General features: G+C 71.9%; 22 protein-coding genes. 14 read left to right on the forward strand and 8 right to left on the reverse strand.

Features of this window, described 5'->3' with window-relative positions; genetic code table 11:
- Nucleotides 1-74: 74 nt before the first annotated feature.
- Together serS and ACIO92_RS10535 are read left to right on the forward strand one after the other, a co-directional pair.
- Nucleotides 75-1,364: a serine--tRNA ligase gene (gene serS / locus ACIO92_RS10530; protein WP_366445318.1), complete on the forward strand. Its 1,290-nt coding sequence runs from the start codon at nucleotides 75-77 to the stop codon at nucleotides 1,362-1,364.
- A complete protein-coding gene (locus ACIO92_RS10535) occupies nucleotides 1,361-2,167 on the forward strand; it encodes an HAD family hydrolase (protein WP_366445317.1) in 807 nt (268 codons plus the stop codon). The genes serS and ACIO92_RS10535 overlap by 4 nt, the downstream gene beginning before the upstream one ends.
- Before the next feature lie 123 nt (nucleotides 2,168-2,290).
- On the opposite strand, the gene ACIO92_RS10540 is transcribed toward ACIO92_RS10535, so the two are convergent.
- Nucleotides 2,291-2,908 (reverse strand): rhomboid-like protein, encoded by a 618-nt coding sequence (locus ACIO92_RS10540; protein ID WP_366445343.1) that lies wholly within the window; start codon nucleotides 2,906-2,908, stop codon nucleotides 2,291-2,293.
- A gap of 139 nt (nucleotides 2,909-3,047) precedes the next feature.
- Nucleotides 3,048-4,451 (reverse strand): dihydrolipoyl dehydrogenase, encoded by a 1,404-nt coding sequence (gene lpdA, locus ACIO92_RS10545; RefSeq protein ID WP_366445316.1) that lies wholly within the window; start codon nucleotides 4,449-4,451, stop codon nucleotides 3,048-3,050.
- Nucleotides 4,452-4,571: 120 nt separating this feature from the next.
- Between lpdA and ACIO92_RS10550 the strand changes: the two genes are divergently transcribed.
- The gene (locus ACIO92_RS10550; RefSeq protein ID WP_366445314.1) at nucleotides 4,572-5,252 is read left to right on the forward strand and encodes a FadR/GntR family transcriptional regulator; all 681 of its coding nucleotides are present in this window, start codon (nucleotides 4,572-4,574) and stop codon (nucleotides 5,250-5,252) included.
- Nucleotides 5,249-6,601, forward strand: a complete 1,353-nt coding sequence (locus ACIO92_RS10555) for a CynX/NimT family MFS transporter (protein ID WP_402280138.1) — start codon at nucleotides 5,249-5,251, stop codon at nucleotides 6,599-6,601. Before ACIO92_RS10550 ends, ACIO92_RS10555 begins: the two co-directional genes overlap by 4 nt.
- 89 nt (nucleotides 6,602-6,690) lie before the next feature.
- On the opposite strand, the gene ACIO92_RS10560 is transcribed toward ACIO92_RS10555, so the two are convergent.
- The 4 genes from ACIO92_RS10560 to ACIO92_RS10575 form a co-directional block, all read right to left on the reverse strand.
- Entirely contained in the window at nucleotides 6,691-7,410 is a 720-nt protein-coding gene (locus tag ACIO92_RS10560; protein ID WP_366445312.1) for an ABC transporter permease, read from the reverse strand.
- 14 nt (nucleotides 7,411-7,424) lie between these two features.
- Entirely contained in the window at nucleotides 7,425-8,336 is a 912-nt protein-coding gene (locus ACIO92_RS10565; RefSeq protein WP_366445311.1) for an ABC transporter ATP-binding protein, read from the reverse strand.
- Nucleotides 8,337-8,415: 79 nt separating this feature from the next.
- Nucleotides 8,416-9,327: an ABC transporter permease gene (locus ACIO92_RS10570; protein ID WP_366445310.1), complete on the reverse strand. Its 912-nt coding sequence runs from the start codon at nucleotides 9,325-9,327 to the stop codon at nucleotides 8,416-8,418.
- On the reverse strand, nucleotides 9,324-10,289 hold the full coding sequence (locus tag ACIO92_RS10575) for an ABC transporter ATP-binding protein (RefSeq protein WP_366445342.1): 966 nt from the start codon (nucleotides 10,287-10,289) through the stop codon (nucleotides 9,324-9,326). Before ACIO92_RS10575 ends, ACIO92_RS10570 begins: the two co-directional genes overlap by 4 nt.
- A 283-nt stretch (nucleotides 10,290-10,572) precedes the next feature.
- Here ACIO92_RS10575 and ACIO92_RS10580 point away from each other — a divergent pair, with 283 nt between their 5' ends.
- The 6 genes from ACIO92_RS10580 (at nucleotide 10,573) to ACIO92_RS10605 (ending at nucleotide 16,590) form a co-directional block, all read left to right on the forward strand.
- Nucleotides 10,573-11,418 carry a M24 family metallopeptidase gene (locus ACIO92_RS10580; protein ID WP_366445309.1) on the forward strand — a complete coding sequence of 282 codons (846 nt, stop codon included), beginning with the start codon at nucleotides 10,573-10,575 and terminating at the stop codon, nucleotides 11,416-11,418.
- Nucleotides 11,418-13,301 (forward strand): SDR family oxidoreductase, encoded by a 1,884-nt coding sequence (locus ACIO92_RS10585; RefSeq protein ID WP_402280135.1) that lies wholly within the window; start codon nucleotides 11,418-11,420, stop codon nucleotides 13,299-13,301. Before ACIO92_RS10580 ends, ACIO92_RS10585 begins: the two co-directional genes overlap by 1 nt.
- Before the next feature lie 151 nt (nucleotides 13,302-13,452).
- Complete coding sequence (locus ACIO92_RS10590) at nucleotides 13,453-14,400, forward strand: MerR family transcriptional regulator (protein WP_402280133.1); 948 nt, start codon at nucleotides 13,453-13,455, stop codon at nucleotides 14,398-14,400.
- A gap of 176 nt (nucleotides 14,401-14,576) precedes the next feature.
- Entirely contained in the window at nucleotides 14,577-15,119 is a 543-nt protein-coding gene (locus ACIO92_RS10595; protein ID WP_401235500.1) for an RNA 2'-phosphotransferase, read from the forward strand.
- Nucleotides 15,120-15,134: 15 nt separating this feature from the next.
- Entirely contained in the window at nucleotides 15,135-15,587 is a 453-nt protein-coding gene (locus tag ACIO92_RS10600) for a hypothetical protein (RefSeq protein ID WP_366445304.1), read from the forward strand.
- Nucleotides 15,588-15,696: 109 nt separating this feature from the next.
- Nucleotides 15,697-16,590 carry an LLM class flavin-dependent oxidoreductase gene (locus ACIO92_RS10605; protein WP_402280131.1) on the forward strand — a complete coding sequence of 298 codons (894 nt, stop codon included), beginning with the start codon at nucleotides 15,697-15,699 and terminating at the stop codon, nucleotides 16,588-16,590.
- 524 nt (nucleotides 16,591-17,114) lie between these two features.
- Here ACIO92_RS10605 and ACIO92_RS10610 read toward each other — a convergent pair.
- Entirely contained in the window at nucleotides 17,115-17,633 is a 519-nt protein-coding gene (locus ACIO92_RS10610; RefSeq protein WP_366445301.1) for a MarR family transcriptional regulator, read from the reverse strand.
- 68 nt (nucleotides 17,634-17,701) lie between these two features.
- Between ACIO92_RS10610 and ACIO92_RS10615 the strand changes: the two genes are divergently transcribed.
- The 4 genes from ACIO92_RS10615 (at nucleotide 17,702) to ACIO92_RS10630 (ending at nucleotide 21,284) form a co-directional block, all read left to right on the forward strand.
- Complete coding sequence (locus ACIO92_RS10615) at nucleotides 17,702-18,526, forward strand: hypothetical protein (protein WP_402280128.1); 825 nt, start codon at nucleotides 17,702-17,704, stop codon at nucleotides 18,524-18,526.
- Nucleotides 18,527-18,530: 4 nt separating this feature from the next.
- Entirely contained in the window at nucleotides 18,531-19,532 is a 1,002-nt protein-coding gene (locus ACIO92_RS10620) for an SGNH/GDSL hydrolase family protein (RefSeq protein WP_366445299.1), read from the forward strand.
- On the forward strand, nucleotides 19,529-20,239 hold the full coding sequence (locus ACIO92_RS10625) for an NAD(P)H-binding protein (RefSeq protein ID WP_366445298.1): 711 nt from the start codon (nucleotides 19,529-19,531) through the stop codon (nucleotides 20,237-20,239). The genes ACIO92_RS10620 and ACIO92_RS10625 overlap by 4 nt, the downstream gene beginning before the upstream one ends.
- A gap of 184 nt (nucleotides 20,240-20,423) precedes the next feature.
- A complete protein-coding gene (locus ACIO92_RS10630; RefSeq protein ID WP_402280126.1) occupies nucleotides 20,424-21,284 on the forward strand; it encodes an HAD family hydrolase in 861 nt (286 codons plus the stop codon).
- Between the two features lie 19 nt (nucleotides 21,285-21,303).
- Here ACIO92_RS10630 and ACIO92_RS10635 read toward each other — a convergent pair whose 3' ends face one another.
- Nucleotides 21,304-23,058: a GAF domain-containing protein gene (locus ACIO92_RS10635; RefSeq protein ID WP_366445296.1), complete on the reverse strand. Its 1,755-nt coding sequence runs from the start codon at nucleotides 23,056-23,058 to the stop codon at nucleotides 21,304-21,306.
- Between the last annotated feature and the right edge of the window lie 27 nt (nucleotides 23,059-23,085).

A 23,085-nucleotide genomic window follows, 5' to 3' on the forward strand; every position in this document is an offset into this window, starting at 1 on the left:
AGGGCATCCCGTGTGACAACACGCGTGACGTTATCCGGTAGGGGCCCGCGAACACGCACCGGTAGCCTGGTGGGGTGATTGACCTTCGCCTGCTCCGTGAGGACCCCGACCGTGTTCGCGCCTCCCAGCGCGCCCGTGGAGAGGACGTCGGCCTCGTCGACGCCCTGCTCTCCGCCGATGAGCGGCGCAGGTCGTCCGGCGTCCGCTTCGACGAACTCCGCTCCGAGCAGAAGGCGCTCGGCAAGCTGATCCCCAAGGCCTCTCCCGAGGAGCGCGCCGAGCTGCTCCAGAGGGCCGAGCAGCTCAAGGCCGACGTCAAGGCCGCCGACGCCGAGCAGAACGACGCCGACGAGACGGCCAAGTCCCTGCTGCTCAAGCTCGGGAACATCGTCCACACGGACGTCCCGGTCGGCGGCGAGGAGGACTTCGTCGTCCTGGAGACCCACGGCACCATCCGCGACTTCGCGGCCGAGGGCTTCGAGCCCAAGGACCACCTGGAGCTGGGCGAGGCGCTCGGCGCCATCGACATGGAGCGGGGCGCCAAGGTCTCCGGCTCGCGCTTCTACTACCTGACCGGCGTGGGCGCCCTCCTGGAGCTCGCCCTGGTCAACGCGGCGATCGCGCAGGCCACCGAGGCCGGCTTCATCCCGATGCTGACCCCCGCGCTGGTCCGCCCGCGCGCCATGGAGGGCACCGGTTTCCTCGGCCAGGCCGCGGAGAACGTGTACCACCTGGAGAAGGACGACTACTACCTCGTCGGCACCTCCGAGGTCCCCCTCGCCGCGTACCACATGGACGAGATCATCGACGCCGACAAGCTGCCGCTGCGGTACGCGGGCTTCTCGCCCTGCTTCCGCCGCGAGGCGGGCACGTACGGCAAGGACACCCGGGGCATCTTCCGCGTCCACCAGTTCGACAAGGTCGAGATGTTCTCGTACGTCGCGCCGGAGGACGCCGAGGCCGAGCACCAGCGTCTCCTGGACTGGGAGAAGCAGTGGCTGACCGGCCTCGGGCTGCCCTTCCAGGTCATCGACGTCGCCACCGGCGACCTCGGCGCCTCCGCCTCCCGTAAGTACGACTGCGAGGCGTGGATCCCGACCCAGGGCAAGTACCGCGAGCTGACCTCCGCCTCGAACTGCGACAGCTTCCAGGCGCGCCGGCTCTCCGTCCGTATGCGGGACGAGCAGGGCGGCAAGAAGACCGTGCAGCCGCTGGCCACCCTGAACGGCACGCTGTGCGCCGTACCGCGCACGATCGTGGCGATCCTGGAGAACCACCAGCTCGCCGACGGCTCCGTGCGGGTGCCCGAGGTGCTCAGGCCGTACCTCGGCGGCCGTGAGGTCCTGGAGCCGATCGCCAAGTGAGCCCCTTCCCCTACCGCCTGGTCGCGACGGATCTCGACGGGACGCTGCTGCGCGCCGACGAGTCCGTCTCCGGCCGCACGCGGGAAGCGCTCGCCGCCGCGACGGCGGCGGGCGCCGCGCACATCGTCGTCACCGGCCGGGCGGTGCCCTGGACCCGGCACATCCTCGACGACCTCGGTTACGAGGGGATCGCGGTGTGCGGCCAGGGCGCGCAGGTCTACCACGCGGGCGAGCACCGGCTGCTGACCTCGCTGACCCTGGACCGGCAGCTCGCCGGGCTCGCGCTCTCCAAGATCGAGGCGGAGGTCGGCCCGGTGGCGCTGGCCGCCAGCCGGGACGGTCTGGAGGGCGAGGTCCTGATGGGCCCCGGCTACCAGGTGCAGGAAGGCCCGCTGCCGTACGTCCCGTACGAGGACCCGGCGGAGCTGTGGGCGGCCCCGCTGACCAAGCTCTACCTCCAGCACCCGACCCTGACGGACGACGAGCTGACCCGGGCCGCCCGGAAGTCCGTCGGCAGTCTCGTGGACGTCGTGATGGCGGGTCCCGGCATCGTGGAGATCCTGCCGCTGGGACTGAGCAAGGCGACCGGGCTCTCGCTCGCGGCGCGGCGGCTGGGCGTCAAGGCGGCGGAGACGATCGCGTTCGGCGACATGCCGAACGACGTCCCGATGTTCGGCTGGGCGGCCCACGGCGTCGCCATGGGCAACGCGCACGAGGAACTGCGCGCGGTCGCGGACGAGGTGACCACCTCGAACGAGGAGGACGGCATCGCCGTCGTCCTCGAGCGTCTGCTGGCGGGCTGACAGCCCGCCGGAGACCTCCGGAGCCTGGTGGAAAGGGGAAGGGGCGGCCTCGCGCGGACCAGGTCCACGCGCTCGAAGCGGCCGCCCCTTCCCTCCGGGAGATCCCCCGTTCCTCCCGCACAACTAGTGTGCGACGAGACCGTGTTCGCGGGCGACCGGTTTTCCGCGGGTGAGCGGATAGCAGGCCAGACCGATCGCGAGCGAGATCAGATGCCCGAGGTCGGTGTACGTACGGTCGGTGACGAACGGTACGACGAAGAAGGCCACCGCCCCCATCAGGTAGAACCAGCGCCAGGGCCGGGCCAGCCGGTAGGTGAGGACGCCCGCGGCGGCGGCGAGCCCGTAACTGACCCCGATGTCCACGACGTGCGCCATGCTGCGCGGGACGTCGTGGTGGCGGATGGCGGCCAGAACGACCTGCTGGCTGATCAGGGTCGCCGCGATGTGGGCCGTACCGACGGTGAAGAGCCATCTGGGGGTCCCCAGCCAGCGCTCCACGGGGGCGTGGAGCAGCTCGAACAGCACCGCGTACAGCAGCAGGTCGGCCGGGTTCTCGATCCAGAAGGCGCTGCCGAGCAGGGCGCGCACCGGATGGTGGGACAGCTGGTGCAGATTGCTGCTGTTGCGGTGGAGGAGATAGGTCTCCAGGCCCTGTGGCGCGAGGGCGATGACGAGGCTGGTGATCGCGATGATCAGGAGCCAGACGTGGGTGCCGGGTGACGAACGCACCCACGACCTGATCGGTCGGGACGGTTCGCCACCCGGTGCGGATCGGCTCGTTCCGCTGTTTCCGTCGACTCCGTCGTTTCCGTCGACTCCGCTGGTTCCGCTGGCTTCGGTCGGCACCCTTCAGTGCCTATCACCCGGAGCCCGGAGAAACTCAGAAATTGATCATGTGTCCGGAAATGCCGTGGATCGCTTCCTTCACGGCCTCGCCCAGCGTCGGGTGGGCGTGGACGTTGCGCGCGACCTCGTGGACGGTGAGGTCCCACTGCTGGGCCAGGGTGAGCTCGGGCAGCAGCTCGGTGACGTCCGGGCCGATCAGGTGGGCGCCGATGATCTCGCCGTGGGTGCCGTCCGCGATGATCTTGACGAAGCCGGTGGCGTCGCCCAGACCGTGCGCCTTGCCGTTCGCCACGAACGGGAACTTGGCGACCTTGACGTCGAAGCCCTTTTCGCGGGCCTGCGCCTCGGTCCAGCCGAAGCTGGCGATCTGCGGCTGGCAGTAGGTCGCGCGCGGGATCATCGGGTAGTCGAGTTCCATCGTCTCGGCGTCCCCGATGGTCTCGGCGGCGATCACGCCCATGGCCTCGGCGGTGTGCGCGAGCATCAGCTTCGCGGTGACGTCGCCGATGGCGTAGATGTGCGGCACGGAGGTGCGGCAGCGGCCGTCCACGTCGATCGCGCCGCGCTCGGTGAGGGCGACGCCGGTGGCCTCAAGGCCGTAACCGGTGACGTTCGGCGCGAAGCCGATGGCCTGCAGGACCTTGTCGGCCTCCAGGACCTTGCTGACACCGTCCTTGCCGGTGACGGTGACGCGGACCTGCGGGCCCGACTCGTCGATGGCCTCGACGCGGGTCGAGGTCAGGACGTCGATGCCGAGCTTGCGGTACTGCTTCGCCAGCTCCTTGGAGACCTCTTCGTCCTCCAGCGGCGCGATCCGGTCGAGGAACTCGACGATCGTGACCTTGGTGCCGTAGTTGCTGAGGACGTACGCGAACTCGATGCCGATGGCACCGGCGCCGGCGATGACGATCGACTTCGGGGCGTCCTCGGCGAGGATCTGCTCCTCGTACGACACGACGCGCTCGCTGCGGGCGGTGCCGGGGAGCAGCCGGGGGGTGGCGCCGGTCGCGATGACGCAGTTGTCGAAGGTGATCGTCTCCGAGGTGCCGTCGGACTTGGCCACCTGGAGGGTGTGCGCGTCGAGGAAGGTGCCCCGGCCGTCGAACTCGGTGATCCCGTTCTTCTTCATGAGGAAGTGGACGCCCTTGACGCGGCCGTCCGCGACCGAACGGCTGCGGCGGAACGCCTCCGTGTAGTCGAAGGAAACCGTGCCGTCGACCTTGATGCCGAAGGTCTTGGCCTCGTGCTGGAAGATGTGGGCGAGTTCGGCGTTGCGCAGCAGCGCCTTGGTGGGGATGCAGCCGACGTTCAGGCAGACCCCGCCCCAGTACTTCTCCTCGACGACCGCGACCCGCTTGCCCAGCTGGGCGGCGCGGATGGCGGCGACGTAGCCGCCGGGGCCAGCTCCGAGTACGACGACGTCGAAGCGGTCTGACATGACTGACTCCCGAGGGTGGTGAGGGTGTTCGGTCCGCGTACGGCCCCACAGTAGTCGGGAGTGCCCCGTCCAGTCAGTTGTAGGATGACTGGGCAACCGGGCAAATGAAGGTGGGTCGGCATGGCTCTGAAGGCGGCGGGACGGACCTCGCTGGTGGACTCCGTGGTGGAGCAGCTGCGGGCCCAGCTCGCGGGCGGGGAGTGGGCGGTCGGCGACCGCGTCCCGACCGAGCACGAGTTGGCGCAGCAGCTCGGCGTGGGCCGCAACACGGTCCGGGAGGCCGTCCGCGTCCTGGTCCACGCCGGTCTCCTGGAGTCCCGCCAGGGCAACGGCACCTTCGTCAGGTCGCACGCCGATCCGGCCGCCGTGCTGCGCGGGGTCCGGCACGCGGGCGCCTCCGACGTCCTGGAACTGCGGATCGCCCTGGAGGCCGAGGCCGCCCGGCTGGCCGCGGCCCGCCGGGACACCCATGACCTGCTGCGGCTGCGGGCGGCCCTGACCACCCTGCGCGAGGAGGGCGACCGGGACGCCGACGCGGACCTCGCCTTCCACCTCGCGGTCGTCGGCGCCACCCACAACACGGCCTTCGTCGAGGTCTACCGCTTCTTCTCGGCCCAGGTCCACGAGGTCCTGGTGGAGGCGCTCGGCGACCAGGAGATGCCGCCGGTCGACATCGACGCCCACGAGGCGCTGGTCACCGCGATCGAGGCGGGCGACCCGGAGGCGGCGGAGCGCCAGGCCCGCGAACTGCTCCGGCTCCCCATGGAGACGGTCGCGGCACTGACGGACCACTCCCGATGAGCACGGGAACCCCGACGACCGGCCCCGGACCGGGCCCGGAACTCGATACGGGCACGGGCGTAGGCATAGGCATCGGCGCGGTGGGTGTCGGCGGGCCGTCGCTGCTCGTGGACGCCGAGGCCGGGACGCCGGAGACCACGGCGGGTGCGGCCACCCGGCGGGCCCTGCTCGCCCACCCGGCGCTGCTGCTCGTCGGCATCGTGCTCGCCTCGCTGAACATGCGGGTCGCACTCGCGAGCGTGGCGCCCCTGGTCGGCGAGGTGTCCGACACCTTCGGGCTCTCCGCGACGGCGAGTTCCCTCGTCACCTCGGTGCCGGTGCTCTTCCTCGGCGTCGGCGCCCTGGTGGCACCGTGGCTGGGCCGCCGCTTCGGGGCCGAACGCGTCCTCTTCGCGGCGCTGCTCCTGCTCGCCGTCGGCATCCTCGGGCGGCTGCTGCCCTCCGCCGCCGCGCTGTACGGCGGCGGTGTCCTCGTCGGCACCGCCATCGCCCTGCTCAATGTGCTCATGCCGGGCCTGATCAAGCGGGACTTCCCCGACCGGGCCGCGGCGATGACCTCCGTCTACACGGGCGCGATGATCGCCGGAGCGACGGTCGCGGCGGCCGCCGCCGTGCCCCTGGAGAAGGCCCTGGGCGGCGGCTGGCAGGCCTCGCTCGGCTTCTGGTCCCTGCTCGCCGTGGTCGCGGCGGTCGCCTGGCTGCCCCAGGTCCTGATCGCCCAGGGCCGGACGGGCCGTGCGGTGCGGGCCGTCCCGGCCACCGGGGCCGCCGCCCGCCCGGTGAGCGTCTGGCGCTCGGCCCTCGCCTGGCAGGTCACCCTGTTCATGGGGCTGCAGTCGCTCTGGTCGTACGTGCTGATCGCCTGGATGCCGACGATCTTCACCGACCACGGGATGAGCCGCTCCACGGCCGGTGTCGTCTTCGCCTTCAACAACCTGATCCAGGTCGCGGGCGCCTTCGTCGTACCGCTGCTCGCCGGGCGGATGCGGAGCCAGCGTCCGCTGGTCGTCCTCGTCACCACGCTCGTCGCGGCCGGATACGCCGGTCTGCTGGTGGCCCCGCTGGAAGGGGCCTGGCTCTGGTCGGCGGTCCTCGGGGTCGGCCAGGGCGGTGCGGTCGGGCTCGCCCTGACCCTGATCGTGCTGCGCTCCGGGGACGCGGCCACCGCCGCCCGGCTCTCCGGGATGGCACAGACGGTCGGCTACCTGCTCGCCGCCGCGGGGCCGCTCGCGGCCGGTGTCCTCCATCAGGCCACCGGCTCCTGGACCCTGCCGATCTGTGTGGTCCTGGTGGTCTGCGCGGCCGCCCTCGGTGTCGGGCTGCTCGCCGCGCGGGACCGGGTGGTGTGAGAGGGAAGCGGTGCGGCTCCCGGTGGGGCCTACCGAGGTGGTGACCCGGAGGTTCGGAGCCGTACCGCTTCCGTCTCTTCCCCCCGGGCCTACTCCTCGCCCGCGAGAGTCAGTCTGTTGAGCTTGTGACCGGCGAACCAGGTCGCCGCGACGGTGACCGCCGCGAGGAGCGCGATCGCCGTCGGCAGGCCGACCTCGGAGCTGACCAGGCCCTCGCCCGTGACCTTCTCGGCCAGGGCCAGCGCCCACTGCTGCACGCTGAGGGTCTTCGCGCCCGCGATCAGGGAGCCGAACAGGGCCTCCCACACCAGGGCGTAGACCAGGCCGATGACGACCGCGTGCCTGCTGACCGTGCCGAGCAGCAGGAACACCGCGCTGTACGTGATGGAGGCCACGAGCGCCGCCACCGTGTACGCCACGGCCACCTGCTGGCCGTTGCCGTTGAGGATGAACCCGGCGAGGAACGTCGGCACCGCCGAGAAGACCATCGTCACCGAGACCGCCACGATCAGCTTGGTGAAGATGATCGAGTGCCGTTTCACCGGCTTCGACAGCAGATAGACGATCGAACCGTCGTCGATCTCGGGCCCGATCGCGCCCGTGCCCGCGATGACACCGATCAGCGGCACCATCGTGGCCAGGGCGAACCCGCCGAGGACATCGGCCGCCACCTGGTCGTCCGCCCCGTTGAAGAGGCGGACCGCCACCGCGATCAGCAGCAGGATGGCGGGCAGCAGGAAGAGGATCAGGGCCCTGCGGCGGCCGAGGAGGGCCCGGTAGGTGAGCCGGGCGACTGTGGGGTTGTACATCGGTCAGGCTCCTTTCAGGCCGCGACGAGGTACGAGAAGACCGATTCGAGGGACTCGTCCGAGGGCGAGACCGTCAGGAGCCGGATGTCCCGCTCCCGTGCCACCTTCGGCAGCAGCTCCGTGAACCGTCCGAAGTCCACCGCCTGCACCCGCAGTCCGCCGTCCGCCAGGTCCACCTCGATGCCCGCCGTGGACGGGTCGGCGATCAGCGCGGCGGCGAGCGCCCGGTCGTCGCTGGAGCGGACCAGATAGCGGTGCGGCCGGTCCGTCATCAGCCGTCGGATCTTGCGGAAGTCACCGGAGGCCGCGTGCCGTCCGGCCACGATCACCTCGATGTGCGAGGCCAGCTGCTCGACCTCCTCCAGGATGTGCGAGGAGAACAGGACCGTGCGCCCGTCCGCGCCCATCCGCCGCAGCAGGTCCATCAGCTGCATCCGCTGGCGCGGATCCATGCCGTTGAACGGCTCGTCGAGCAGCAGCACCGAAGGCTCGTGCACGAGGGCCGAGGCCATCTTCACGCGCTGCCGCATCCCCTTGCTGTACGTGGAGATCTTGCGGTCCTGCGCGTACTCCATCTCGACGGTGGCCAGCGCCCGCTGCGCCTCCTCGGCGCCGAGGCCCTGCAGTTCCGCGTTGGCCAGGACGAACTCGCGTCCGGTCAGGAAGTCGTACATCGCCTCCCGCTCGGGCACCACGCCTATCTCGCGGTAGACCGACTCGTTCCCCCAGATCGACCGGCCGTCGAGCGTGACGCTGCCGGTGGAGGGGTCGAGGAAGCCTCCCATCATGTTGATCAGCGTGGACTTCCCGGCGCCGTTGGGCCCGAGGAGGCCGGTGACGCCCGGACCCACCGTCATCGTGACGTCGTTCACGGCCACGACGTTCCCGAACCAGCGGGACACGTGGTCGATGGTGAGGATGCTCATGGGCGCTGCCCAATCCTTGGAAGGGTGGTGGCGGGCGACGGGACGCCGGTCGGGCGCGGCCCGTTCGACGGGAGGGCGGTCACAGGCCGACCTTTCGGTAGCGGCGCATCAGGATGCCGTAGGTACCGGCGATGAGCGCGAGGACGACCAGCAGATAGACCGCGCCCGCTCCGGCACCCGGTCCCTCCCCTCCGGGGAAGGAGGAGGGCGCCCCGAGGAAGGCGGTCTGCACCCCGTCGATGAGGGTGATCGGCGAGAACAGGCCGAGCCAGGTGATGGCGTCCGGGTTGTCCGTGCCGTACGCGATGCCTTGGAGGGTCGAGACCGCCCCGTACGAGATGGTCAGCGCGGCGATCACGGCGGCGACGCCGAAGCCCCGGCGCGGGGTCAGGGCCGCCATGACCAGCCCGATGCCGCCGAAGAGCAGCGAGAGCAGCGTCACGGACACCAGGCCCTGGCCGAACATCTGCGTCTGGGTGCCGAAGTCCATCTTGGCCAGCAGCGAACCGATCCAGAGGATCACCAGCGGCACGGACGTCAGCAGGAAGAGCGCCGAGGCCATCGCGGCGAACTTCGCGAGCACGTAGTCCCCGCGCTCGATCGGGCGGCAGAAGTACAGCGGGACCGTCCGGAACCGCAGGTCCCGGGAGACCGACTGCGGCGCCTGCGAGGCCAGGTAGATGCCGATGACGAGCTGGAGGAAGATCGCGTACTGCGTGTACTCCAGCGACAGCTTGCTCTGCTTGGTGGCGACCGCGACCGCGACGATGATCAGCGCGGGCACGCACATCACCCCCGCGAGCAGCATCGGCAGGACCTTCGACTTGGCGCTGCGGCCCAGGCCGTAGGCGCCGCGCAGCGACTGCGAGAACAGCGACCTGCGCGCGTACGCCCGGCCGAGGCGGGGGCCGTCGTAGGACCGGTATCCGATGTTGTGGATGCGGGTCGTGTCGGGAGCGCCCTGGGCGGGCTGGGGGAGCTGGGTGCTCATCGGGCCGGCACCTCCTCGTGCTGCGGGGCCGCGTCGGGGCGGAAGACCTCGGCTATGTGGTGGCGGCGCTGCTCCATGCGGACCAGGCCGAGGCCGAGACCGGCGACGGTGTCCCGCACGAGGTCGTACGTCTCCTCGCCGGGGGCCTCCAGGAGCAGGATGTGGCCCGCGCCGGGCAGGCCCTCCTCCACTCCCGCGTGGAGGGTCACTCCGGCGGTGGTGAGGGCCGCGCGGAGCGCCGCCGTGCCGTCGGGGTGGGTGTCGGAGTCGGTGACCTCGACCGCGAGCGTCGTGGTCTGCCGGGTGAAGTCGCTGGTGGAGCTGGAGCGCAGCAGGCGTCCGCCGTCGATGACGACGACGTGGTCGCAGGTGCGCTCCAGTTCGCCGAGGAGGTGCGAGGTGACGAGGACGGAGATGCCGAAGTCCGTCCAGACGCGGCGGATCAGGCCGAGCATCTCGTCGCGGCCGACCGGGTCGAGGCCGTTCGTCGGCTCGTCGAGGAGGACCAGTTTCGGGTCGTGCACCAGCGCCTGGGCGAGCTTCACCCGCTGCTTCATGCCCGTCGAGTAGCCGCCCATGGGGCGGTAGCGCTCCTCGTACAGGCCGACGTGGCGCAGGGTGTCGGCGGTCCGCTCGCGGGCGGCGGTCGCGGGCATCCCGGACATCCGCGCCATGTGGACGACGAACTCGGTGGCCGAGACGTCCGGTGGGAGGCAGTCGTGCTCGGGCATGTATCCCACGCGCTCGCGGATCTGGGCGCCGGAGGTCCGGACGTCCAGTCCGAGCACCTCCACGCGGCCCTCCGTGGCGGGGGAGAGTCCGAGCAGAATCTTGATCATGGTGGACTTGCCGGCCCCGTTGGCACCCACGAGTCCGGTCACACCGGGCCCGATGTCCAGGGAGAGCCGGTCAAGAGCGGTCACCCGGGGGAACCGCTTGCTGAGGCTTTCGGTCGCGATCACAGTCACGATTCGAAGGTAGTGGTGTGTGCCACAGGAGTCGTCAGCCCAACGGCTCGATCCTTCTCCGACCAGAGGAGTACAAGCCAGTAGGGGAGGTCGCGACGAAAGTCTTTCGCCTTCGGGGTTTCGGGCGGCGGGAGTACTGCTTCCGGCCGCCTTTCCGAGGGTTTTCCACAGGCCGTCGTCCGACCCCTTGACGCAGCCGCCGGGCATTGTCACATTCATCGGTGTCAAGTTACGGACGCGTAGCGCGGTCGGGTGCTCACACGGGACGGCGGATGGCATGGCCTCAGCGGTGACAGGGGAACTCGCGGCGGAGCTGCGGGGGTTCAGGGAAGTGCAGCGGCTCTCCTACGAGTGCGCGGAGGCCGTCGCGGCGCAGCTCAGGCCCGGGGTGACCGAGCGCGAGGCCGCCCGGATGCAGCGCGAGTGGCTGTACGCGAGAGGGGTGCGGGACTGGTTCCACCGGCCCTTCGCCTGGTTCGGGGACCGCACGGCCTTCGTCGACTTCAAGGTGCCGCTGCAGTTCTTCCCGACGAACCGGCCGCTGGAGGCGGGGATGCCGTTCATCCTCGACATGGCGCCGGTCTACCGGGGGCACACGGCCGACATCGGCTACAGCGGCTGTCTGGGGCTCAACCCGTTGCACGACAGACTGCTCGCCGACCTCAGGGACCACCGCGAGCTGATCCTGCGGGAGGTCCGCGAGCGCCGCACGCTCCGCGAGATCTACCAGGACGTCGACCGGCTGATGGTCCGCCAGGGGTACGCGAACCGGCACCGGGCCTATCCCTTCGGTGTCATCGCCCACAAGATCGACCGGGTGCGGGAGCGCCGCTGGTCGCCGACGGTCTTCGGGTTCGGCGCCCAGGCGCTCAAGGGCCTCGCGGGCGACGCCCTGCACGGGCACCGGGACGGCTGGTCGCCGCTCTGGTCGCCGTACAAGTTCTCCGACCATCCTCCGCAGCCCGGTCTGTGGGCGGTCGAACCGCACCTCGGGTTCCGGGGTACGGGCGCGAAGTTCGAGGAGATCCTGGTCGTCACCGACTCCGGGGACCCCGAGCAGAGCGCTTTCTGGCTGGACGACGATCTGCCGCACGTGCGGCGCTGGAACGAGGGGGCGGTCTGATGGGGCGCGACGACCTGACGGCGGGGAGCGGCGGCGGCACGACCGGGCCGGGGCGCCTGGCGTCCGGGCCGGGGAGCCGCGCTCGGGGGCCGGGTGGCCTGGCGGGGGCGCGGGAGCGGTGGGTGCGGACCGGCGGGATCGAGCTGTGCGTCGCCGAGCTCGGCGAACCGGACCGGCCCACCGTCCTCCTCGTCCACGGCTACCCGGACTCCAAGGAGGTCTGGTCGGAGGTCGCGGTCCGGCTCGCCGAGGACTTCCACGTGGTGCTCTACGACGTCCGGGGCCACGGCCGGTCCACGGCTCCGGCGCCGCTGCGCGGCGGCTTCACCCTGGAGAAGCTGACGGACGACTTCCTGGCGGTCGCCGCCGCCGTCAGCCCGGACCGGCCGGTCCATCTCGTCGGACACGACTGGGGGTCCGTGCAGTCCTGGGAGTTCGTCACCGTCGCGCGCACCGAGGGCCGCATCGCCTCCTTCACCTCGATGTCCGGGCCCTCCCTCGACCACTTCGGGCACTGGATCAAGCGCCGGATGACCCGCCCCACTCCGCGCCGGGTCGGCCAGCTCCTCGGCCAGGGCGCCAAGTCCTGGTACGTGTACCTGCTGCACACGCCCTACCTGCCGGAGCTGGCCTGGCGGGGCCCGCTCGGCAGGCGCTGGGCGAAGGTCCTGGAGCGGGTCGAGAAGCTTCCCGCCGGTGACTACCCGACGCCTTCGCTGCCGAGCGACGCGGCGCACGGCGCCTGGCTCTACCGGGACAACGTCCGGGCCCGTCTCGGCAGGCCCCGCCCCGACGCGTACGCCCACGCGCCCGTGCAGCTGATCACACCGACCGGGGACGCCTTCCTCTCCGAGCGGCTCTACGACGACCTGGGCACCTGGGTGCCGGACCTGACCCGGCGCACCCTGCCCGCGAAGCACTGGGTGCCGCGCACCCGGCCGGACCAGCTGTCCGCCTGGATAGGCGCGTTCGTCCGGGCCAACGAGGGTCCGGCGGGGCGGGTGGCGGAGGCGCTCGCCGGGACGGCGGCCGGGGGCGGGGTGAGGCCGGAGTACGCGGAGCGGTTCGGCGGGCAGCTGGTCCTGGTCACGGGGGCGGCCAGTGGCATCGGCCGGGCCACCGCCTTCGCCTTCGCGGAGGCCGGTGCCCGGGTCGTCGCCGTCGACCGGGACGCCGAGGGCGCGGGCCGTACGGCCGAGATGGCCCGGCTGATCGGCGCACCCGACGCCTGGGGCGAGACGGTCGACGTCTCCGACGAGCAGGCGATGGAGAAGCTGGCCGCGAAGGTGGCGAGCGAGTACGGGATCGTCGACGTCCTGGTCAACAACGCGGGGATCGGGCTCACCGGCTCCTTCTTCGACACGACGAGCGAGGAGTGGCAGCGGGTCCTCGACGTCAACCTGTGGGGCGTCATCCACGGTTGCCGGTTCTTCGGCGCCCAGATGAAGGCACGCGGGCAGGGCGGTCACATCGTGAACACCGCGTCCGCCGCCGCGTTCCAGCCGTCCCGGGCGCTGTCCGCGTACAGCACGTCCAAGGCCGCGGTGCTGATGCTCAGCGAGTGCCTGCGCGCCGAACTGGCCGACCAGGGCATCGGAGTGTCCGCGATCTGCCCCGGGATCGTCAACACCGGCATCACGGCGACCACGCGGTTCGCCGGGGTCACGGACGAGGCCGAGGAGAAGCGGCGCCAGAAGAAGACGTCCCGGCTGTACGGCCTGCGGAACTATCCGCCGGAGAAGGTCGCGGACGCGGTCCTGGGAGCGGTCCTGCACGACCGGGCTGTGGTCCCGGTGACCCCCGAGGCCCGGGGTGCGCACCTCCTGTCCCGGCTGAGCCCGGGAGTGCTGCGGGCCCTCGCCCGGTGGCAGCCGCCGACGTAGGGGGCGGGGGCGCGCGGGCCGGGGCGCGGTCACGCAAGGGCCGGGGCCGGGGCGCTTCCGCGCGGGGTCGGAGGTGGTGGCACGGTCGTACGATCCCTTGCGGGAGGGCCCCGCGACGGCGGGGTGGAACGAGCGGTCGGTGGGAGCGGGTTTGTCCGAGCAGTCAGCACAGCCGGAGTACCGGATCGAGGATCTCGCCCATCACAGCGGGGCCACGGTCCGGACGATCCGTGCCTACCAGGACCGTGGCCTGCTGCCCCGACCGGAGCGGCGGGGCAGGTCGAACGTGTACGGGGACGCCCACCTCGCGCGGCTCCGGCAGATCGCCGACCTCCTCGACCGGGGCTACACCCTGGCCTCGATCAAGGAACTCCTGGAGGCCTGGGACACCGGCCGGGGTCTCGGCGGGGTCCTCGGTCTCGTCGCTGAGGTCCACGGCCCCTGGACGGACGAGGAGGCGGCCCGCATCTCCCGCGCGGAGCTCGACGCCCGCTTCGGCGGCGCTCCGGACGAGGCGGCCATCCGGGAGGCGGTCGAGCTCGGCGTGCTGGAGCGGATCGGGGACCGGGAGACCGAGGAGTACCTCGTACCGAGCCCCCAGGAGCTGGCGGTGGCGGTGGAGTTGTACGCGGCCGGGGTTCCGCTGCCCGCGATCACCGGGCATCTGAGGGAACTTCGGGATCAGGTGGAGCACATCGCCTCGCGCTTCCTGGAGTTCACCACGGAGTACGTGTTCGCGCGCTACCTGGAGCACCGGCCCCCGACGGACGCGGACGCGGTCGAGGCGGCGGCGATGGTGCGGCGGCTCCGCCCCCTCGCCCAGCAGACCGTGGACGCCGAACTGGCCCGCGCCATGCAGATTCTGGCGACTCGTCACCTTCAGTTGCACCTGTCGCCCGAAGCGCCTCCCGCGAAGGACGACGAACCGCGTTCCGTACCGCTTCCGGCCGCCACCATCAGGGGCGTTCAGGAGCTGACGGGCCCCGACGGGGTCGCCGCCTTCGTCGCCGCCGCCACCGAACGAGAAGTACAGAAGAGAACATTGGATGCACTTTGCTCAATAGAGAATGAAAGTGTAGAAGTTGGACAAATGCCGTGAAAAGTGGCGCTCGTTGTCCACAGAGAAGCCAACTTGCCTGTGGATAAGTCGGGTTGGCTGTGGACCAAACCTGCTCGGGTGAAAATTGATGGAACGAAGCGATCGGGCTCCGGCATCCTGACGGGATGCATCCCGACCGGAAGGACCGAGAGCGCTCGCCGGACGAGCTCCGCAGGGTGGACGAGCTCCGCAGGGTGAAGGTCTCGAAGTACCTGTCCAAGCACCTGCGCCACCAGCCCGAGCGCATCGGCATCGTCCTCGACGCCCACGGCTGGACCGAGATCGACGCACTGCTCCGGGCCACCGAGCGGCACCGTTTCCCGGTCAGCCGCGAGGAACTCGACCTTGTCGTCGCCGCCGACGACAAGAAGCGCTACGCGGTCGAGGGCACCCGCATCCGGGCCAACCAGGGACACACCGTCGCCGTGGACCTGGAGCTGCCGCCCTCGGAGCCGCCCGCGTACCTCCACCACGGCACGGTCGCGGACCGGCTGCCCTCGATCCGGGACGAGGGTCTGCGCCCCATGGCCCGCCACCATGTGCACCTCTCCCCCGACCGCGAGACCGCGACCCGGGTCGGCGCCCGCCGGGGCCGACCGGTGGTGCTCAGCGTCGACGCGGGTGCCATGCACCGGGCCGGACACGTCTTCCACGTCAGCGCCAACGGGGTCTGGCTGACCGACGCCGTCCCACCGGAGTTCCTGCGCATCCCGGACTGAGGCAGGATCGTGCCCATGGCACATCCGCACCTGCCCAGCACAGAGGCCGCCGTCGTCGCGCTCCGGGACATCGCCCGGGAGTTCGGCCTGGAGATGAGCGTGACCGACGACATCGGCGCCGACCAGACGTCCCGGCGCACCTCGTCCGGCGCCTTCTCCGTCCTCGACACCGACGGTTCGCTGCCCCACGAGGCCTTCGTCGAACTGGGCGGCTCCCCCTCGGTCGACGTCCAGATCTATCCCGAGGACGACGCCCGGATCACCGTGGACGGCGTCGAGTTCGCCGATGTGCCGCGCGACGCGGTCCCCGCCTTCGTCCGCTCCGTCCACGGCGGCCTCGCCCATGTGAAGGGCCGGCTCTTCCCGCCCGGCTGGTGGCTGGTCGTCCCGCTGCCCGGCGACGAGACGTACAAGGAACTCGTCCCCGGTGTCGCGCTGACCCCGTGGATGAGCGGCCGGACCCGCTGACCCGGACCCGCTGACCCGAGCTTGCGGACCGGCGCCGACGGGGTCGGCCCCGACCGGCGCCGATGTGGAGGCCTGTGCCGGGGACGGACGGCGCGCGTAGGGTGACGCCATGCGCTTGAGTACGGTGATCCTCCCCATCCACCGGTGGAGCGAGGGCCAGAAGACCTGGCGGCGGGCCGAGGACCTCGGATTCCATGCCGCGTACACCTACGACCACCTCTCCTGGCGGACCTTCCGGGACGGCCCGTGGTTCGGCGCCCTGCCCACGCTCACCGCGGCGGCGACGGCCACCGAACGCATCCGGCTCGGCACGCTCGTGACCTCGCCGAACTTCCGGCACCCGGTGACCCTCGCCAAGGAGCTGATGTCGCTCGACGACATCTCCGACGGCCGGGTCACGCTCGGCGTCGGCGCGGGCGGCAACGGCTTCGACGCGACCGCGCTGGGCCAGGAGCCGTGGACGCCGAAGGAACGGGCCGACCGTTTCGCCGAGTTCGTGGCACTGCTCGACCGGCTGCTCACCGAGGAGTCGGTCACCGAGCACGGCACGTTCTACTCGGCCGACGAGGCCCGGAGCATCCCCGGCTGCGTCCAGCGCCCGCGCCTGCCGTTCGCGGTCGCGGCGACCGGGCCGCGCGGGCTGAGGCTGGCCGCGCGGTACGGGCAGGCATGGGTGACGACCGGTGACCCGAAGATCTTCGAGGAGGGCACCCCGGAGCAGTCGGTGGCGGCCCTGCGCGGTCAGATCGAGAAGCTCGGCAAGGCCTGCGCCGAGACCGGCCGCGAGGTGGCCGCGCTCGACAAGGTGCTGCTGACCGGGTTCACCCCGGACCGCAACCAGCCGCTGGAGTCCGTCGACGCCTTCGTCGACTTCGCCGGTCGGCACCGTGAGATCGGCTTCACCGAGATCGTGATCCACTGGCCGATCCCCGACTCCGACTTCGCCACCGACCAGGCGGTGTTCGAGCGGATCGCCACCGAGGCCCTCGCCCAACTGGGCTGATCCACGGCGCACGGGACCGGACCGCCGGGTGGCTCGTACCGTAACGTCACGCCCGCCCGGCGGCTCGTACGCGTGTCATCGCGCCCGCCCGGCGGTCCCCCCGTACGTCACCCGGCGCCCGGCGCGTCGGGTGAACCGGCGCGCGCGGTGCCGGGACCGGACGGGCCCGGTGAAGACGGCGGCCTTCCATGGCCCACGACGCCGACCAGACTCGCCAGGACATCGCCGACCAGCACCGGTTCACGGGCGGGATGACCCGCGCCCGACCCCTCGCACTCCGGGCAGAGCACCATGCCGAGGCTCCCGACCCACATCCCGTACGGGGCGCCGCAGGAGTCGCACATGTCGCTCAACCATCCCGAGTCCATGCCCCCGCCCCCCTGAGACGCCTCCCATTCTCAGAAGTCTTCCCCGCCACGGCGAAAACGAACGGATGTTTACGGCCACGGCCGCGTAGGGACAGACCGTCCCGCGGCGCCGGGTGGCCACGTCCCGGGATTCCGCGGTTCAGGGCCCCGCACCGCTCAGCCGCGCCCCGGCCGCTTCGGCAGACCTCGGTAGCCGGGGTGCACCCCGGGCGTGAGCCCTTGCTGTTCCGCGACCCGGCCGAGCAGATCGGTCAGCCGGGCCCGGTCCTCCGCGTCCAGCGCCGCGAAGAGGTCGTCCTCGTGCGCGGCGGCCACCTCCCGTACGCCCTCAAGAGCCCGTCGGCCGCCCTCGGACACGTACAGCTCGTGGTGGCGACGGTCCTCGACGCTGCGGCGGCGCTCCACGAACCCCTTGCGCTCCAGATTGTCGATGAGCGCGACGACCCTGCTCGGCACGACGCCGAGGTCCGCCGCGAGGGAGCGCTGACTCCTGCCGGGCTCCGTGGCGATCATCCGCAACAGACCGACGTCCGGCGGCGCGAGGCCGAGTCCGCCGACGCGCTCACCGAAACGGCCGGCCGCGTGCGCCCCGAGCTGGGCCAGCAGAAATGCCCCTCCGCGCGGGGGCGGGGGCGCCGTCCCGGAATCTTCCGCTGCTTGCCGGTCACTGCTCACGGAGCTATGGTACGCGAAAAGAATGATTCTCCACTGTGAACCATTCCTCCGAGAGAACGGATAGTGCCGTGTCCACAGAGAGCTGGAGCGCGTCCCGGCCGACCGAGGTCCACCGCGAGCGCGGGGAAGCCCAGGGAGGACCACCGCCGGGCGTGCTCGCCGTGGTGTTCACCGCGCTCTTCCTGGCCGGGCTCGTGCTCAGCACCGTGCTCGCGGGCGGCGAGCCGTTCCCCTCCCCCTTCGGCGACACCGCCGGGATCGTGGCCTGGTTCCGCGCCCACCCCGACGCCGTCCAGGTCTCCGGCGCCCTCCAGTTCGCCGCCGCGATCCCGCTGGCCATCTACGCCGCCACCGTCTCGGCCCGGCTGCACCGGCTCGGCGTCCGCGCACCCGGCGCGACCATCGCCCTGGCCGGTGGCCTGCTCGCCTCCGGGTTCCTGGCCTGCTGCGGCCTGATCGGCTGGACCCTGTCCCGTACGGAGGTCCTCGAACTGCCGCAGCTCGTCCGCGCCCTCCAGTACCTGGCCTTCGCCACCGGAGGACCCGGGCACGTGGTCACGCTCGGCCTGCTCGTGGCCGGGATCGCCGTGCCCGGACTCCTCGCCGGACTGCTCCCGCGCACCCTGGCGCTGACCGGCCTGGCCCTCGCGGCCGTCGCCGAACTGTCCACCCTCACGCTGCTCCTCGACGGCGCCGCGCTCCTGCTGCCGCTGGCCCGGTTCACCTGCCTCGGCTGGCTGATCGCCGCCGGATTCCTGCTGCCGCGCCACCGCGCCCACGCCCGTGCCACAGCCCGTAGGGGGAGCAGCGGCGGCCCCGCCCGTACCGGCGTCACCACGAGCACCGCCGACACCACTGGCGACTCCGTCGGCCACAGCCATGAAGAGGTCTGAGCCCATGCCCATGCCCAAGCCCAAGAGCGAGCCCGAGAACGAGCGCGAGAACCAGAACGACACCGACCGGTCCGAGCCGATCAGCCCGGCCGACCCCGCCGCCCCGGCCCGGCAGGAGGACCGAACCGGCGAACCGTCACCGGCCGACAAGCTCCTGCGTTTCCAGCAGCCGGAGAAGACCCTGCGCCACCTCGGGGAACTCTCCGACGACCGGATCGCCGGGCTCTTCGGCCTGGACGGCGGCACCTACCGCGCCCGGCTGCGCGCGTACGACGACCAGGTCCGCGAGACGGCCGCCCGGCTCCTCAAGGACCCCGGCTTCGCCGACCGGGTCGCCCGACTGCCCTTCCGGCCCGGCCAGCTGGTCGTGGCACTCGGCGAGAGCACCACCGCCGACCGGCTGTCCTGGTGCGAGGTCCTGCGTCACCTCCTCCCGGAGGACGTACGGCTCGTGAACCTCGCGGTCTCCGGACTGACCACCACCCAGGCCCTCGCCCAACTGCCCCAGCTGTCCCGCTTCCGCCCCGACTGGGTCCTGTGCATGATCGGCGCGAACGACACCCAGCGCCTCGGCCGTTCCCCCGGAGCACCGGGCACGCGGCTGGTCAGCGCGGCGGAGACCGAGCGCAATCTGCACGCCCTGCGCGCGCTCGCCGCCCCGGACACGGCCGACCGCTGGGTCTGGCTCACCCCGAGCGGGGTGGACCAGGAACGTGCCGACTCCTACCCGCACTTCCTCCGGGCGGGGATCGGCTGGGCCGCCGAGGACATCGACGGCATCGCCGACTTCCTCCTCGGCCGCCCCGAACCCACCGTCGACACCCGGCGGGTGACGGCCGGTCTGCACCTCGACGACGGGATCCACCTCACGCCGGAGGGCCAGCGGGCCGTCGTCGCCGCCCTGGTCGACACGCTCACGGAACACACCGCGCCCGGCGCCACCACGGGCCGGACCGTGCCCGGCGCCTCCGGGGAACCCGTCCCTCCCCGGGCGGTGGCGTCATGAGACTGCTGCTCTTCGGCGTCACCGGCGGGACGGGGGCGCAACTGCTCTCCCAGGCGCTCGCCGCCGGACACCGGGTCACCGCCGTCGCCCGCGACCCCGCCCGGGTGCGGACGGGCGACCCGAAGGGCGGTGCCCCGGTCGGAGGGCCCGGGGCCGGACCACCGGGCGGGTACGGGAGTCCCGAGGCCCGGCTGACGGTCCTGCGCGGGGACGCGCTGGCCCCCGAGGGCTGGCGGGAGGCCGTCGCCGGGCACGACGCCGTCGTGTCCTGCCTCGGCAGCACCGACCGCAGGCACCCGACGACCGTCTACTCGCAGGGCACCCGGCACATCGTCGAGGCGATGCGCGCGTCCGGGGTGCGGCGGCTGCTCTGCCTCTCCTCGGCCGGCCTCGACGTCACCCCCGACCTCCCGCTGCCCCAGCGGCTCGTCACCCGGCACGTGATCCAGCGGCTCTACCGGCACGGCTACGCCGACATGACCCGGATGGAGGGCCTCCTGTCCTCGGCGGTCGCGGAGGAGACGCTCTGGACGGTGGTACGGCCTCCGATGCTCACCGACGGCCCGCCGACCGGCCGCTACCGGACCGTCGTCGGCGGACACCTGGAGCGTCCGAAGTCCCTCTCCCGCGCCGATCTCGCACACTGCCTGCTCGGCCTCGTCGAAGACCCCCGCACCCATCGGACCGTGGTGGAGGCCGCGTACTGAACCGGCCGCCCGGCAACCGAGGGCCAGGGACCGGGGACCGACATCCGACATCCGACATCCGACATCCGACATCCGACGACCAGCATCCGACGACTGCCATCCGACCGGCTGAAACCGGACACGGAATCCACTCATATGTGCGGCTCCCCGCACGCCCGTGCGTTCGGTGCGGAAGAATGGGGCGGTGACCTCTCCCCGTGCTCCGCGCACCTCCGCCCCGGCGCCCCGGCTGATCGCCACCGACCTCGACGGCACACTGCTGCGCGACGACAAGACCGTCTCCGCGCGCACGGTCGCCGCCCTCGCCGCCGCCGAACGGGCGGGCATCGAGGTCTTCTTCGTCACCGGCCGCCCGGCCCGCTGGATGGACGTCGTGAGCGAGCACGTGCACGGCCACGGCCTGGCGATCTGCGCGAACGGCGCCGCCGTCGTCGACCTCCGCTCGGGAGGCACCTTCCTGGAGGTGCGTCCGCTGGAGCGGCCGGTCGCCCTCGATGTCGTACGGGCCCTGCGGGAGGCCGCGCCCGGCATCTCCTTCGCGGTCGAACAGACCACCGGCATCCACTACGAGCCGCTGTACCCGCCGTTCTTCCTCGACCCCGGTGCGACCATCGCCACCGCCGAGAACCTCCTCTTCGAAGAGGCGCCGGGCGCCGCCGCCCCCGTACTGAAGCTGCTCGCGAAGCATCCCGAACTCGATCCCGACGAGTTCCTCGCGGTGGCGCGGAAGGCTGCCGGGCACCTGGCCGCCTTCACCCGGTCCAGTCCCACCGCCCTCATCGAGATCAGCGGCCCCGGTGTCTCCAAGGCCTCCACCCTGGCCCGGTGCTGCGCCGAACGCGGGATCACCTCCGAGGAGGTCGTCGCGTTCGGCGACATGCCCAACGACATCGAGATGCTGAGCTGGGCGGGCCGCTCGTACGCGATGGGCAACGCCCACCCCGACGTGATCGCCGCCGCCACCGACCGCACCTCCGCCAACGACGAGGACGGCGTGGCCGCCGTCATCGAACAGTTGGTGGCCGAGGTGGTCGCCGCCCACTGACCCGGTGTCGCCGAGGCCCCTACAGCGGGGCCTCCCACACCACCGTCGTGCCGCCGCCGTCCTCGTCGAGACCCGGCCCGCACCAGCTCGCGCCACCGAGCGACTCGGCCCGGCGCGCCAGATTGCGCAGACCGCTGCGGCGGCCCCCCTCGGGGATGCCGATCCCGTCGTCCGCGACCGAGAGCCGCACTCCCGAGGAACCGTCGGGCAGGGTGACACCGGCGTCCACGACCACCTCGATCCTGCTCGCCCGCGCGTGCCGGAAGGCGTTGGAGAGCGCCTCGCGCAGCGCCGCGATCAGGTTCTTTCCGGTGAGTTCGCCGACCGTCGCGTCGATCGCGCCCAGAAAACGGTGGGCGGGCTTGAAGCCGAGCGGCACCGCCGCCATGTTGATCTCCCGCAGCACCCGGGTGCGCAGCCCCGACGGGGCCTCGGCGGGGCCCTGCTGGAGCGCGAAGATCGCCGTACGGATCTCCTGGATGGTCACGTCCAGTTCGTCCACGGCCTTGCCGACACCCTCGCGCACGGCCGGGACGATCGACCTGCGCTGTGCGCTCTCCAGCATCATGCCGGTCGCGAAGAGCCGTTGGATGACGAGATCGTGCAGGTCACGGGCGATCCGGTCGCGGTCCTCGTAGACGGCGAGGCGCTCCCGGTCCCGCTGGGCGTCCGCCATCATCAGGGCCAGTGCCGCCTGCGAGGCGAACTGGGTCGCGAGCGTCCGTTCGGCCTCGGTGAACTGGCGCGCGCCGCGCACCCGGGGGGTGGCGAGCGCGCCCAGCACCCGCCCGCCGCTCTGCAGCGGCAGCATCATGCTCGGCCCGTACGAGGAGTTCAGCCGGGTGATCATGCGCGGGTCCGTCGACGCGTCCGCCACGAAGACGGGCTCGCCGTCCAGCAGCAGGCGTGCCACCGCGCTCTCCGGCGGGATCACCACGCCCAGCGATCTGGTGGACCTCGGCGAGGAGACGGCGACGATCTCCAGCCCGCCGTCCTCGGCCGGCAGCAGCACGATCCCCGCGTCCGCGTCCGCGAGGCGCCTGGCCTGCTCGGCGACGACGGAGAGGGCGTCGTCGGCGTCACCGCCGGAGAGCAGCGCGGTGGTGACGGCGACCGAGCCGTCGATCCACCGCTCGCGCTGCCGGGCCGCCTCGTACAGCCGGGCGTTGCCGATGGCGATGCCCGCCTCGGTGGCGAGCACCCTGACCATGTGGACGTCGTAGTCGTTGAACTCGCCGCCGCCGTGCTTCTCGGCCAGGTACAGATTGCCGAAGATCTCGCCCTGGACGCGGATCGGGACGCCGAGGAAGGTCCGCATCGGGGGGTGGCCCGGCGGGAAGCCCGCCGAGCGGGGGTCGGTGGACAGATCGGCGAGGCGGATCGTCCGGGGGTCCCGGATCAGCGCGCCGAGCAGCCCCGCGTGCCCGTCCGGCCGGTGCCCGATGCGGCGGGCCACGTCCTGGTCGACCCCGAAGGTGACGAAGTCGGAGAGGCCATCGCCCTCGTCGTCGACGACTCCGATCGCCGCGTAGCGGGCGTCGGCCAGTTCGGCGGCGGTCTCGCAGATGCGGTCGAGCGTCGTGCGGAGTTCGAGCCCGGTACCGACCGACCGCATGGCCTCCAGGAGCTGTGGCACGCGCGCGGTGAGCTCCGTGGACAGCCCCTGGAGGCTGCGGGTGGCCCGGGTGGCTGCCTCCAGGGGGTCCTGGGCTGCTTCCGAGGTGTCCGGGTCGTCTTCCAGGGGGTCCGGGGCGTCGGACGCTGCGGCAGTCATGGGGTTGAGCCTAGTAAGTCCCATTTG

The organism is Streptomyces sp. NPDC087215, assembly GCF_044744885.1.
Taxonomy (GTDB): domain Bacteria; phylum Actinomycetota; class Actinomycetes; order Streptomycetales; family Streptomycetaceae; genus Streptomyces.

Coding starts and splice junctions, on each gene's coding strand:
- lpdA (WP_366445316.1), bottom strand. CDS start 4,451: ATGTCAGACCGCTTCGACGTCGTCGTACTCGGAGCTGGCCCCGGCGGC.
- ACIO92_RS10550 (WP_366445314.1), top strand. CDS start 4,572: ATGGCTCTGAAGGCGGCGGGACGGACCTCGCTGGTGGACTCCGTGGTG.
- ACIO92_RS10555 (WP_402280138.1), top strand. CDS start 5,249: ATGAGCACGGGAACCCCGACGACCGGCCCCGGACCGGGCCCGGAACTC.
- ACIO92_RS10560 (WP_366445312.1), bottom strand. CDS start 7,410: ATGTACAACCCCACAGTCGCCCGGCTCACCTACCGGGCCCTCCTCGGC.
- ACIO92_RS10565 (WP_366445311.1), bottom strand. CDS start 8,336: ATGAGCATCCTCACCATCGACCACGTGTCCCGCTGGTTCGGGAACGTC.
- ACIO92_RS10570 (WP_366445310.1), bottom strand. CDS start 9,327: ATGAGCACCCAGCTCCCCCAGCCCGCCCAGGGCGCTCCCGACACGACC.
- ACIO92_RS10580 (WP_366445309.1), top strand. CDS start 10,573: ATGGCCTCAGCGGTGACAGGGGAACTCGCGGCGGAGCTGCGGGGGTTC.
- ACIO92_RS10585 (WP_402280135.1), top strand. CDS start 11,418: ATGGGGCGCGACGACCTGACGGCGGGGAGCGGCGGCGGCACGACCGGG.
- ACIO92_RS10600 (WP_366445304.1), top strand. CDS start 15,135: ATGGCACATCCGCACCTGCCCAGCACAGAGGCCGCCGTCGTCGCGCTC.
- ACIO92_RS10605 (WP_402280131.1), top strand. CDS start 15,697: ATGCGCTTGAGTACGGTGATCCTCCCCATCCACCGGTGGAGCGAGGGC.
- ACIO92_RS10620 (WP_366445299.1), top strand. CDS start 18,531: ATGCCCATGCCCAAGCCCAAGAGCGAGCCCGAGAACGAGCGCGAGAAC.
- ACIO92_RS10625 (WP_366445298.1), top strand. CDS start 19,529: ATGAGACTGCTGCTCTTCGGCGTCACCGGCGGGACGGGGGCGCAACTG.
- ACIO92_RS10635 (WP_366445296.1), bottom strand. CDS start 23,058: ATGACTGCCGCAGCGTCCGACGCCCCGGACCCCCTGGAAGACGACCCG.